General features: G+C 26.4%; 11 protein-coding genes. All 11 read right to left on the reverse strand.

Annotated elements, in window-relative coordinates; all coding sequences use genetic code 4:
• Positions 1-3: 3 nt before the first annotated feature.
• Complete coding sequence (locus AAHM84_RS03555; RefSeq protein WP_342258559.1) at positions 4-2,616, reverse strand: PhnE/PtxC family ABC transporter permease; 2,613 nt, start codon at positions 2,614-2,616, stop codon at positions 4-6.
• A gap of 1 nt (position 2,617) precedes the next feature.
• Complete coding sequence (gene phnC, locus AAHM84_RS03560; protein ID WP_342258560.1) at positions 2,618-3,373, reverse strand: phosphonate ABC transporter ATP-binding protein; 756 nt, start codon at positions 3,371-3,373, stop codon at positions 2,618-2,620.
• A 48-nt stretch (positions 3,374-3,421) separates the two neighbouring features.
• Complete coding sequence (locus AAHM84_RS03565; RefSeq protein ID WP_342258561.1) at positions 3,422-4,675, reverse strand: PhnD/SsuA/transferrin family substrate-binding protein; 1,254 nt, start codon at positions 4,673-4,675, stop codon at positions 3,422-3,424.
• Positions 4,676-4,884: 209 nt separating this feature from the next.
• Positions 4,885-6,321: a pyruvate kinase gene (pyk, locus tag AAHM84_RS03570; RefSeq protein ID WP_342258562.1), complete on the reverse strand. Its 1,437-nt coding sequence runs from the start codon at positions 6,319-6,321 to the stop codon at positions 4,885-4,887.
• A 102-nt stretch (positions 6,322-6,423) separates the two neighbouring features.
• Positions 6,424-7,878, reverse strand: coding sequence for a pyruvate kinase (gene pyk, locus AAHM84_RS03575; RefSeq protein WP_342258563.1), 1,455 nt, complete (start codon positions 7,876-7,878; stop codon positions 6,424-6,426).
• Positions 7,879-7,898: 20 nt separating this feature from the next.
• Positions 7,899-8,867, reverse strand: coding sequence for a 6-phosphofructokinase (pfkA, locus tag AAHM84_RS03580; protein ID WP_342258564.1), 969 nt, complete (start codon positions 8,865-8,867; stop codon positions 7,899-7,901).
• A gap of 67 nt (positions 8,868-8,934) precedes the next feature.
• Positions 8,935-9,507 (reverse strand): hypoxanthine phosphoribosyltransferase, encoded by a 573-nt coding sequence (hpt, locus tag AAHM84_RS03585; RefSeq protein WP_342258565.1) that lies wholly within the window; start codon positions 9,505-9,507, stop codon positions 8,935-8,937.
• A gap of 34 nt (positions 9,508-9,541) precedes the next feature.
• A complete protein-coding gene (gene ruvX / locus AAHM84_RS03590; RefSeq protein ID WP_342258566.1) occupies positions 9,542-9,964 on the reverse strand; it encodes a Holliday junction resolvase RuvX in 423 nt (140 codons plus the stop codon).
• A 2-nt stretch (positions 9,965-9,966) separates the two neighbouring features.
• Entirely contained in the window at positions 9,967-10,833 is an 867-nt protein-coding gene (locus tag AAHM84_RS03595; protein ID WP_342258567.1) for a phosphatase PAP2 family protein, read from the reverse strand.
• Between the two features lie 75 nt (positions 10,834-10,908).
• Entirely contained in the window at positions 10,909-12,261 is a 1,353-nt protein-coding gene (eno, locus tag AAHM84_RS03600; RefSeq protein WP_342258568.1) for a phosphopyruvate hydratase, read from the reverse strand.
• A gap of 109 nt (positions 12,262-12,370) precedes the next feature.
• Positions 12,371-14,197: a translational GTPase TypA gene (gene typA, locus AAHM84_RS03605; protein ID WP_425289571.1), complete on the reverse strand. Its 1,827-nt coding sequence runs from the start codon at positions 14,195-14,197 to the stop codon at positions 12,371-12,373.
• Positions 14,198-14,234 lie beyond the last annotated feature (37 nt).

A 14,234-nucleotide genomic window follows, 5' to 3' on the forward strand; every position in this document is an offset into this window, starting at 1 on the left:
CCTCTAATATTCTAAACTTTCAATTCTAATTTTTGTTGACTTTTTAATAAAAGATTTTGATTTTTTTATTTCTTTCCTTAATGTCTTATCTTCTAATAGATTTTTAGAATTTAAATCAAGGTCTTTAATCTGTTGAATCTTACTATTTTTTAATTCTTTTATAAATTCAATTCTTTTTTTATTAAATTCTTCTATTAATTTTTTATATTTCAAATTATGAGTATTATAAATATTTTTAGCTTCAATTAAATCTAACTCTAAATTATCACTTAACTTAAAGTTTTTAATGTAACTCAAGTATCATGCATGCTTATTAGAAACTTTTTTCCTTTTACTAATTGTTTTTGCTTCTTGAAGAATTTGTTTATTAATATATGCATAATAAGCTTCTGATTGAATAAACTCCATTCCATCTTTTGATAATCCTAAAACTTCATTTGCTTTGTATTTTGAAAAATTTTTATGTTTGATTGCAAGAATTATTTTCTCAATATATTTAGGATTAATTCCTAAATTAATTTTATTTCTTAAGGTTGTAGAGATATATTCAATTAATAAAGTAAATAGTATAATACCAAAAAGCAAAGCACCAAATTCATTAAATAACTTATCTGCAAAATAACTATTTAATAAATAACCCATATTTCCTGATGCAACAACACCTAAGATTGCTACTTCTTTAAAGTTTATATCAAATCTATAAATTATGTATGAAATAACACTACTCGTAGTTTGAGGCATTACACCATATTTAAATCTTTGGAATTTATTTAATCCTGTAGACTCTAATTGATATAGGACTTTTAAATTTATATCATCAAAAACTTCTCTATTATATTTTGTAAGCATACCAACAGTTCCAGCTGCAATTGCTAGAGTTGCTGTAAATGGCCCCATACCAACTAGTGCAATAAATAAAATTGCATAGATGTAAGTTGGAATTGATCTTATAATAGAAGTTATTAGTACAAAGAATTTTGCAACATAATAATTTACTATATTCTCTGAACTTAATATACCAAAAATATAAGCTATAATTGCTCCTATAAAAGTACCAACAATAGCAATTGATAAAGTTTGAAATAATAAATAAATTACTGATTGAGGTGCATATCCATAAGGAATAAATAATGATAATCAGTTTATTTTAAACATCTCTAATATATTATGGTTAGTATCCTTAATAGTTTGTGAACTTTCAATACTAAATTCAATGAAAGTTAATGAATAACAAAAAAGCGCAAAAAGTGTAAAGTATAAACATAATCTTTTAATGTATCTTTTTGGATTCTTTTTAATAACTTCATCTATAGTTAGATTCTTTAAATAAATTTCATGTTCTAATACTGCCGAATTATCTAAATTATTTCTCATTTCTTCTTTTAATTTAAGAACTTCAAAATTAAAATTAGTGAGATAAACCTTATCTCGTCTAACATTTATTGAGTTTTTTTCATCTCAAATAAATCATGTTTTTGAGTTTAAATTTTTATTTTTAAATTCTTCAAATGAAATTATATCTTGTTTTAATTTTGAATTATGTTCACTTAAGAAATCAACTTTTTTATTTCTTATATCCTGTTTAATTTGCTTAACTAAATCATAATTTTTATCTTGTTTTGCAACTTCTAAACTAGAATATAAATCTTTTTGAATAATATACCTTATATAAAAATTTATATTATTCATTCTTGAAATTTTTTTAATTAAAGTGGTATATTTTTTTTGTTTTTTTTCATCTAAAATATAATCTTTATCTAATAAGATATATTTCTTTAATACATATATTATTATTTCCAATAAAATTACTACAGCAACTATTAGAAATAATAAAAACCCCACTCTAGATCAATCATCGTTATCCCTTGAATTATCAATTAATTTACCAATACCATAATTTGTAACTCCACCAATAACTGAAATATATCTTATATTAGTTTCTAGCGCATAAAAAGTAGCTGAAGTAATATGATTTGATATTTGTGGCACAACAGCTGATCTAAAAGATCTCATTTTATTAGCCCCTGTTGCTTGTTGTGATATAAAAATTTTTGTATTTATATGTTCTATTCTCTCAAATAAAATTTTTGAAGTTATTGAAAATGTAAAAATTGATAAAACAATTGTCACTGTTAAAATTGTTTGTCCAAAATATCCAACAAAAATAAGAGCATAGACAAAAGCAGGAATTGTTCTAAAAATTGCAATAAAGCTTTTAGCAGTATTATTAATAAATTTATTATTTACAATATTTCCTGCAGCTAAAATTGCAACAGGAATTGCTATAAGCACACCAATTATAGTTCCAGCAAAAGCCGTTATCATAGTCATAAAAATAGAATTTAGAGCAGTATTTAAGAAAACTATTCCTACAGTATCTGGTTTAAGAAAATCTTCTCAATCCCATTTAAATAAATCTCCAATTCTTTCAAAAAATAAGCCAAAAGATGAAAAAAATTCAGGTCAGTTGGTTTCTAACATATTGAAACCAAATATTATTAATATAAAAACTATAATAGATAGAGTTATAAAAAATGTTTTTTTAGGAGCTTTTGTGTATCTATTATTTATTGCAAAAACATTTCTAGAAGTAATCGCATTAACTTTTCTATTCATTTTAATAATTTTCTCCATAAACTTCTTTTAAAATTTTCTTTGTCAACTGTTCAGGTTTTCCATCAAAAATAATTTTTCCATCTTTTAATCCAATAATCCTTGAAGCATATTTTTGTGCTAATTCAACATGATGTATATTTAAAATTATTGTTATTTTTTCAGTTTTATTAACATTTTGAAAATCCTTAATAACCTGATTAGCAAGTATTGGATCTAATGCAGAGACTGGCTCATCTGCAATAATTAATTGAGGTTCTTGAGATAAAGTTCTTGCAAGTGCAATTCTTTGTTGTTGACCCCCACTTAAATTTTCAGCTCTAATATATGCATAATCTAATAAATTTAGTTTTTCTAAAGATTTTAATGCAATCTCCTTATCTTTTTTTGAAAATATTCCAAAAAGAGATCTTCAAAAATTCACTTTTGAGATTCTTGAATTTAATACATTTGTTAAGACTGTTTGTTTTTCTAAATTATTATATTCTTGAGACATAAGACCAATCTTATTTCTTAATTCTCTTAATTTTTTATTTTTTATTTTACTTAAATTGTATTCTTCAATATCATTTCAACTAATTAATATTTCTCCCGAAGATATTTTATTTATACTATTAATGGTTTTTAAAAGTGTAGTTTTACCAGCCCCTGATAACCCAATTATTGCAACAAACTCGCCATCCTCTATTTTTAAATTAATATTTCTTAAAACATGTTTACCATTAGGTCAAACCTTGTTTACATTTATGAATTTTATCATATTAAAAAAATACAAAAAAGCTTTAAGCTTTTTGTATTATATTATTTTCTATCAGTTTTTCATCTTATCTAATAGAGTTTGTGTTGCGTTTGTTGTTTGAGTAATTGATTTATCTGTTGCTAATTCAAAATCAAAACTATTTTCCTTACTTATTGGTCCTACATAACCTGTATGATTGTAAATTTCAAATATGCTTGCATTTTCTTTATCTTTAATTAAATTTTTAAATGCAGTTCTTAAATCATCTTTAAAAGTTTCATCCTTTATAGTTTTTTTAGAATAAGCTATTAAATCATTAACAATTGGATCAGTTGCTCCAATTATTGTTGTATTTTTAAAACCATTTTCAACATCACTTGAAATTTTACTTTCCATTCTTATGTCACTAAACCCAACTGCATAATTTGCAGTTCCACTTGAAACTTCTTGAGAAGCTTGAGGATAACTACTTTGTTCATGTTTATTTTGTCATAAATCTTTTAATTCATTATCTCCAATTTTTAAAACATCTTGTAGTCAAAGCATTGGATATAAAACTCCTGAACTTGATGTTTTGCTAGCCCCAAAAGTAAATTGGAAGTTTTTATCTTTTGTTCCTTTTAAAATTAATTCCTTTAATGCTTCATGATAACTAGCAGAGTCTTGAAATGAATCAATGTTAAAATTGTTATCACTTAGAAATTTATTATTAGCATATATATATGATCTATAGTATGATGCTTCATTCTCTTGGTCTAATAAAAGTGCCTTTGCCTTTTCTTGAGTCTTTAATTCATCAATATTATCTTTAACCATTTCATTATAATGCTTAGATAATTTTCATGAATTTTCCGAAGTAACTTTTTTCATTGCTAATTCTGAACTAAATTTACCACTATCATCTTGAAATTTTTCAAAACTTGTCTCAGGTTTTGCTCCTGCTCTTGAAGCATTTAAAAGAATTCCTTGCTTATCAAATACTCCTTCTTTTTCTGTTCCTCTATATTTTGTATATGTATTTACAGGTAAGAAAGCTAAATGGGCTTTTCCATCTTGTAAAGTTTTTCCAGCAACTTCATAATTTGTTGAAGTTGATATCTTAACTCTTTTTGTAGATGTTCTATTATCTGCTTGAGCAATTTTTGATAATTCCTTTGCCAATTTTTCCTCTAATGGTTTTACAGTACTTATAATTTCTGTGCTATTTTGAGATGGTACAAATAATATATTTATTGTATCCTTATTTGGATTACAAGATACTACATATGTACCTGAAGATATAACTATTGATGATGATCCTAAAATTGAAAGTAGTTTTTTCATTTTTTTCTCCTATTAATTATGTTGAAACTATAAAGAAAAAGAAAACATACTAACTCTATTTTTATAGATGTATGTTTTCTCCTATTCCTTATTAATTTCAAAAAAATAATAACATTTATTCAATAAAAATTTAAAAAAATACATAGAAAATTTTCTATTTATTATTTTAAGTAATAAAAAAACCTAAACTTTGATGTTTAGGTTTATGATTATCCTACTGTAACTTCTTTAATATCTTCATTTCTAACAAATAATATTCTTTCACCCTGTTTTGCTCCTCATGATTTTGCAACTTGTGATATTGCTTTATTATCTTTCATGAAGGCATCTAAGTTATCAACTTTATTCATGAAAATTGAGTGCATTGATCCAAAACCAGTTCATAATTTTTCACTGTCACAAACACCTAAGATTGTAACATTTGGTCTAAATTTTGAAATAGTTCTTAATAATTCACCAGTTCTTGAAACCACAATTGCATACTCATAACTTCCACTAATTGTAGTATTAGCTAACTGATTTGCAATTTCTGCTCTTTTACCTGAACTTGATTTTCTAGCTTTTTCTAATTGTTTTGTATAGTAATTTTTTTCATAAAATTCCACTTCAGCACGCTTATTAATTGTTGACATAGTTTCAACAGTAATAAATGGGAAATCCCCATTTGCTGATTCACCACTTAACATAGTTGCATCAGCTCCTAATTCAGTAGCATAATAAACATCAGTAACTTCAGCTCTTGTTGGTTGTGGATTATCAGTCATTGATTCTAACATTTGAGTTGCTACAATAACTAATTTTCCTTTATCTCTACATTTTCTAATTATTTGTTTTTCTCAATATGGTACATCATAATATGGAATTTCTAATCCCAAATCTCCACGAGCAACCATAATTCCATCAGAAGCATCAATAATTGAATCAATATTATCACATCCAACTTGTGATTCTATTTTTGAAATAATTTGAATATGTTCAGCATTTTTCTTTTTTAAAATTTCTCTTATTTCATTAACATTATCTGCTGAGTTAACAAATGACGCTGCAATATAATCAATATTATTATCAATACCAAAATTTATATCGTTATAATCTTTTTCTGCTAAAAATGGTAATGTAAATTCAATACCTGGTAAATTAACTCTTTTATTAGTTTTTACTAAGTGATTATTAAATGCTTTACAAATAACTTTAAATTGTTCAACTTTTGTTACATGCATTGTTAATTTTCCATCATCTACTAAAACAGTATCTCCTACTTTAACATCTTGTGACATATCATATGACATTTGCATTTCAGTTGCACTACATTCTCTAGTAGAAAAATCTTTTGGATTTGTGTAAACAATTACTTCTGTTCCAACTTTAACTTCTTGTTTTCCATCTTTCATTTTACCAATTCTAATTTCCGGACCTTTTGTATCCAATAAAATTGAAATTGGTTTATTAATTTCTTTTCTTAAAGTTTTTACTCATTCAAATCTTTCACCATGTTCTTGAAAATCTGCATGTGAGAAATTTAAACGAATTGTTGTCATTCCTTTATCAAACAATTCCTTTATAGCTTCTTTTGAGTGAACACTTGGCCCAATAGTTGTAATAACCTTTGTTCTTTTCATTTTTTCATTTAAATTAAATTTATTCATTTTTTTCTCCTTGTTAATAACAAAAAAATTATATCACTTTATTAGAGTAATTGCTTAAATACACAATTCTATAAAAAAATACCACATTTAAGTGGTATTTTTTTATACTTGATAAACTTTAATATCTTCATTTTTTACAATTAAAATTTCTTCGCCTTTTTTTGCCCCTCAAGATCTTGCAATCTCTATTAAGACATCTTTATTGTTAATAGCTTGATCAATGCTCTTTACTTTATTCATAAAGATTGAATGCATTGCTCCAAAACCAGTTCATAATTCCTCTTTATCACAAACCCCTAAAATTGTAACATTTGGTCTAAATTTTGAAATAGTTCTTAATAATTCACCAGTTCTTGAAAGAACAAGAGCAAATTCATATTTCCCATTTCTTGTAATATTTGCTAATTCATCAGCAATTTCTGCTCTTTTACCAGTAGTTGATTGACGAGCTACTTCTAAAGCTCTATCATAATAAATTTTTCCATAAAACCCTAATTCTGCTCTTTTATTAATTGTTGCCATAGTTTCTGTAGTAATAAATGGATAAATTCCTGCAGCTGATTCACCACTTAACATAGTTGCATCAGCTCCTAATTCAGTGGCATAATAAACGTCAGTCACTTCAGCTCTTGTTGGTTGTGGATTATCAGTCATTGATTCTAACATTTGAGTTGCTACTACAACAACTTTTCCAGCTTTTCTACATTTTCTAATCATTTGTTTTTCTCAATATGGTACTTCATAATATGGTATTTCTAATCCTAAATCTCCACGAGCAACCATAATTCCATCTGATGCTTCAATTATTGAATCTATATTAAAAATTCCTATTTTTGACTCTATCTTTGAAATAATTTGAATATGTTCTGCCTTTTCTTTTTTTAGTATTTTTCTAATTTCATTAACATTATCTGCAGAGTTAACAAATGACGCTGCAATATAATCAACTTTTACCTTAGCTCCAAATTTAATATCATCAATATCTTTTTGAGCTAAAAATGGTAAAGAGAATTCAACACCAGGAAGATTTACTCTTTTATTTGTTTTAACAATATGACTATTAAAAGCTTTACAATTGACTAATCCTGGTTCTACATTAATAACATTCAATGTTAATTTTCCATCATCTACTAAAACACTATCTCCAGGTTTTAAATCAATACTCATATCATATGAAACTGTCATTTCATTTGATTTACATTCACGATTTAAATATTCCTCTTGTGTTGTAAAAACTCTAATATCTGTTCCAGCTTTTATTTCTTGAGCACCATCATGAACTTTCCCAATTCTAATTTCTGGTCCTTTTGTATCTAGCATTATTGAAATTGGTTTTTCTAACTCATCTCTTAACTCAATAACTGATTTAATTTTTTCTGCTTGTTCTTCTTGTTTTCCATGTGAAAAGTTCAATCGAACAACATTCATACCAGCTTCAAAAAGTTTTCTAATATCATCTTTTGAATGTGTACTTGGTCCAATTGTTGTAACAATTTTAGTTCTTTTTATTTTTTTCGCTATTTTACTTGGTTCATAAAATTCTATTTCTTTATTCATTATATCTCTCCTTGTTAAAACTATACTGCTTTATTGATTTCTCTTAATTTTTTATATTCTTCATTTTTATCTACTTTTGGCATATTTAATGTTGATTCTATATCTCTTGCAACTAAATTATTGTTGCTCATTCCAATATATAAACCACCTTTTCCAGCTATTAATTCTTCAACTGCAAAGATACCTGCTTTTACTGCTAAATATCTATCCATAGCTGTTGGTTTACCACCTCTTTGAATATGACCAAGTATTGTAGCTCTTGTTTCATAACCAGTTTGCTTTTCAATTTTTTTTGCTAATTCATTAACATTATAAATTTTTTCAGCAACAGCAACAATTACACTTCTTTTATTTTTATCATGAAGTACTTTAACTTGCTCAATAATTTCTTGTTCTGATAAGCAATTTTCTTTTGTAGAGAATACTTCAGCTCCACTTCCTGTTGCAGCGTATAATGTTAAATCTCCACAACCATTTCCCATAATTTCTACTACTATGCATCTGTTATGAGATTGTATAGTATCTCTCACTTGATCTAGAGCATTAATAACTGTATTTAAAGCTGTGTCAAAACCAATTGTATAATCTGAAGAAACAATATCATTATCAATTGTTCCTGGAAGACCAACACAATTAATTCCCATTTTTGTTAATTTTTCAGCTCCTTGATAACTTCCATCTCCACCAATTACAACTAATGCTTCTATTTTTAAAATTTTTAAATTTGCAACAGCTTTTTGCCTAACTGACTCTTCTTTAAATTCAGGTAATCTAGCTGAACCAATTACTGTTCCACCTTTTGAAATAATATCTGCTGCAAAATTAATATCTACTTTTTCAATTCAATTATTAACAAGGCCCTTATAACCATCTCTTATAATATAAGGTTCTATTCCTTTTGAAATTGCAGTTTTAATAACTGATGCAACAGCTGCATTCATTCCAGGAGCATCTCCTCCTGAAGTTAATACTCCTATTTTTTTTATCATAATAACTTCCTCCATATATAGATTATATAACTTTTTTAAAAATCTAATTAAATAATAGAAAATGCTATTATTTTCATTTTCAATTCTCTATTTTTTCAACATCACAAACCGCAATGTAAGGAAGATTTCTCAATCTTTCATCATAATCTAAACCATAGCCAATTACAAATTCATTTTCAATTTCAAAACCAACTCAATCTGATTTAATTGGAATAACTCTACCTTCTTTTTTATCTAAAAGAGTCACTATTTTGACTTCCTTAGCTCCTTTAAAAGAAATATACTTTTTAATATAATTTAGTGTTATTCCTGAATCAATTATGTCTTCAATTATTAAAACATGCTTATCTTTAATTGATAAATTTAAATCTAAGTTAATCTTTGGCTCTCCACTAGTTTTTGTTCCACCCATATACGATGAAACAACCATATACTCTGTTTGACACTCGTGATTAAAATGCTTAATAAAATTTGCCATAAAAGGAACACAACCTTTTAATAGTCCTACAATTATAACTGTATTATCCTTTACATTTTGTTGTCTATAATAACTTTCAATTTCTGTTGCCAATTCACTAGTTCTTTTGTCAATCTCTTCTTGATTAAATAAAATCTTTTTGACTAAAGGATGTGTTTTCATTGATACCCCCACTTATTTATATTGTAATTATATACTACTTAATTGAGTTCAAATAGGTTTCTAAAATTAATTTAGCTGCTAATTGGTCTTTATTTTCTTTTTGTTTTTTTCTACTAAAATCAGCTGAGATCATTATTTGTTTTGCCAGTCTTGTAGTTAATCTCTCATCAACTCTTTTAATTTGTTCTTCATTCACAATTTTTTGTTCTAAACAAATTTCAATAAATTGTTCGACCATTTCAACTCTTTCACCAGAAGAACCATTCATATTTTTAGGATAACCTATCACTATTTCTTCAAAACCTTCCTTATTTAAAAAAGTACTTAATTTATTAACTGCCTCTAAAAAGTTATACTCTTGAAATCTAATTGTTTCTTTTGGATTTGAGAAATAACCTTCACTTGTTGCAATACCAATTGTTTTACTACCAAGATCTAATCCAATATATTTAGCCATAATTATTTTTTCCTTTCATAAATTTTTTTGACTATTATTTTTGATAAAAAATAATAAATACTTACCAATAAAATAGAAAATAGAACATCTGTTAAAAAGTGTTTTAACATTAATATCCTTGAGATACCTGTAATTAATATTAAAGATAATATAGAAGTAGTAAGAATTATTTTTGAAACCCTTCTATTATCTAAAAAATAAATTAAACTTAACATTGCTCCTGCTGCAGCTGTATGACCAGAAGGAAAACTACTTCCTCTTACTTTTGAAAGATTTATTTGTAATAGTCATTGAAAATTTTCTTCCTCTATTAAGACATCATAGGGCCTATTTCTTCCAAAGAGAATTTTAAAAATCCCTACATTAATAAATAATAATGATATAAAAATTGCTGCTGATAAGGCTTGTTGAAAATATATATTAATATAATTATTTTCACTATCAAATAAATATCTTAAATATATATTTATGAAAATAATAAAAATAACTAATAAGACTAAAAGAAATATGGAGAAACTAAATTTAGAAATATCAAATGAGTTGTTTTTAAAATAAAATTGTTTTTTAAAGTAAAGAAAAATAGTTATACTTGCAAAATAAATAAGATTAAATAAAATAACATAAACTATTTTTGCATTTATATTTGCTTTTAGGTAACTTAAAAATTTTAATAAAAATATAAATAGAAATAAATAAATTGGAAAGAATAAACAAACTCTACCATACGTATCAAAAACAGATGTGAATCATGTTTTATTTAAGTTTTCATTTACTAATTTAGATATTCTAAGATCAAAAATTGAACTTAGAATAAAAAAAGTTAAAATTACTAGAAATAAAGTTAATATTAAATATTTATTTTTAAGCATAGGTTTTTTACTCATAATTTAATTATAAATAAAAAATCTACAACAAAAAAAGAATCCTTAAGATTCCTTTATAAATTATTTTGTTAAATTATAGAATGATTTTAAACCATCGTAAATTGCAGCTTCTCCCAATTCAGCTTCAATTTCAATTAATCTATTATATTTTGCAATTCTATCAGATCTTGACATTGACCCTGTTTTAATTTGACCTGTATTTAAAGCAACAGCTAAATCAGCAATTGTTGAATCTTCAGTTTCACCTGAACGATGTGAAGTAACAGCTGTTCATCCTGCTTTTTGAGCCATTTGAATTGTTTCAATTGTTTCTGTTAATGTTCCAATTTGGTTTAATTTAATTAGTACTGAATTAGCAGCTTTTTTCTCAATTCCTTCAGCAGTAATTTTTGGATTTGTAACAAATAAATCATCTCCAACAATTTGAATTTTGTGACCCATCACTTTTACTTGTTTTTGGAATCCATCTCAATCTGATTCAGCTAAACCATCTTCAATTGAGATAATTGGATATTTATCAACTAATTTATCTAAGAATGAAACCATTTCATCAGTTGTTAATGCTCATTCTTTTCCTGTTAATTTTTCAATTTTCTTAAAGTGATATTTTCCATTAATGTATAATTCTGAGTTAGCACAATCCATTGCGATCATAATACCATCTTTACCTGTTTTATAACCAGCTTTTTTAATTGCTTCAACTAATAAATCTAAAGCAACTTCAACTGGAGTTTTTGCTTTAAATGCTTCAATAGTTTCTTTTGGATATGCTCAAGCAAAGTTTGGTGCAAATCCCCCTTCATCACCAACAGCTGTAATATCTTTTTTATCATGTAATAAAGATTTTAAAGCTTGGAAAGTTTCTGAAGCTCATCTTAATGATTCACTAAATGTTGGTGCTCCAACTGGCATAATCATAAATTCTTGGAAATCAATTGCAGAATCCGCATGTTCTCCTCCGTTAATAACATTTAACATCGGTACTGGTAATCTTCTTGCATTTGTTCCACCAATATATCTATATAATGGAATTTCCAATTCACTTGCTGCTGCTTTAGCAACAGCTAAAGAAACACCTAAAATAGCATTTGCTCCTAAATTTTTCTTGAAATCATCACCATCTAATTTACACATTTTTGTATCAATTTTTACTTGCTCTGTTACTTCCATTCCAATTATTTCTTTTGCAATTTTAGTATTTACATTTGCTACAGCTTTTAAAACACCTTTCCCATTAAAGCGTTTTTTATCTCCATCTCTTAATTCTAATGCTTCTCTTGAACCAGTTGAAGCTCCTGAAGGAACTTTTGCTGTTCCAAATCCTCCAAATTCAGTTGTAACATCAACTTGAACTGTTGGGAAACCACGTGAGTCTAAAACTTCACGTGCAATAATATTAGTTATTTTTGACATATTAAATTCTCCTTACATTTCTATAATAAACCTATTTTTGTATATTTAAATAATTTTTTCTAATATAATAGTGGAACTTTTTTTAAAAAAAAATTCCATAATGGAATTTTTAGTGTGGATCATTTCTATGTTGTTTTCTTTCATTCTCTGTAAGTCATTTTTTTCTTAATCTAATATCTTCTGGTGTCACTTCAACAAGTTCATCTCATTCAATAAATTCTAATGCTTCTTCTAAAGTGAATTTTCTTGCAGGAGTTAATTTAACTGAATCATCACTTCCTGATGCTCTTGTATTTGTTAATTTTTTACCAGTCGTTGGATTAACATTTAAGTCGTTATCTCTTGAATGTAAACCTACAATCATTCCATCATAAACTTCAACTTGAGGTCCAACAAATAATATTCCTCTTTCTTCAAGATTATTTAGTGCATAAGGAAGTGTTATACCATTTGCCATTGAAACAAGAGTACCATTTTGTCTACCTTCAATTTTTCCTTTATACTCTTCATAACCAACACTTGATTTTACCATTACACCTTCACCACGAGTATCATTAGTAAACTCTGATTTAAATCCAATTAAACCTCTTGTTGGTATATGGTAAGTTACTTTATCTCTTAAACCATCTGAATCCATGTCAACCATCATACCTTTTCTTAAGTTTAATTTATTAATAACTGTTCCAGAAAATTCTGTTGGTACGTCAATAATAACTTTTTCCATAGGTTCAAATTTTTGACCCTTTTCATCAATTCTTACAACAACTTCTGGTCTAGATATTCCAAGTTCAAATCCTTCTCTTCTCATTGTTTCAATTAAAACAGACAAGTGAAGTTCTCCTCTACCTAAAACTTTAAACCCATCTGCTGATGAATCAGTTAAAGCCTCAACTTTTAAACCAACGTTTACTTCTAATTCTTTATCTAATCTCTCTTTGATATTTCTTGTTGTAACATATTTTCCAACTCTTCCAGCAAATGGAGAAGTATTAACTAAAAAATTCATACTCATTGTTGGCTCTTCAATAATAATTGGAGGTAAAGCATCTATTTTATCAATTTCACAAACTGTATCTCCAATTGTTAAATCACTAATACCTGAAATAACAACTATTTCACCAGCTTGTGCTTCTTTAACAGCAACTCTTTTCATTCCTTCATAGATAAATAAACCTGATATTTTTCCTTTAGTTACTGAACCATCATTTTTAGAAATTGCAACTTGTTGACCTTCCTTGATTACACCTTTAAATAATCTTCCCACTCCTAATCTTCCAATAAATGAGTCATAAGCTAAAGATGATATTTGTAATTGAATTGGTTCATTTGCCAATTCTAATGGGTAGTTTCCAACTTGTTTAATAATTGTTTCAAACAAAGGTACTAAATTTTCACTTGTTTCTTCCATTGAGTATTGAACAATACCATCACGAGCTGTACCAAATAATGATGGAAATTCAATTTGTTCATCATTTGCATTTAGTTCCATAAATAATTCAAGAACTTCATCAACTACTTCTAATGCTCTTTGATCTTTTTTATCAATTTTATTAATTAATAGTATTGGTCTTAACCCTAACTCTAAGGCTTTTGATAAAACAAATCTAGTTTGAGGCATTGGTCCCTCAGCTGAATCAACTAACAAAATAACTGTATCTACAGTTTTCATAATACGTTCTACTTCACTTGAAAAATCGGCATGTCCAGGAGTATCAACAATATTAATTTTGTAATCATTATATTCAATAGCACAATTTTTTGAATAAATTGTAATACCACGTTCTCTTTCTTGGTCATTGCTGTCCATTACTTGTTCTTTTACTTCTTCATTTGCTCTAAAAACGTTAGATTGATTTAAAAAAGCATCTACTAATGTAGATTTTCCAGCATCAACGTGAGCAATAACTGCTATATTAATAATTTTTTTATTCATGATTCTCTCCTATTTAATAACCTATTGATAATAACAAATA

Source organism: Spiroplasma endosymbiont of Dioctria linearis (assembly GCF_964030865.1).
GTDB lineage: Bacteria > Bacillota_I > Bacilli_A > Mycoplasmatales > Mycoplasmataceae > Spiroplasma_A.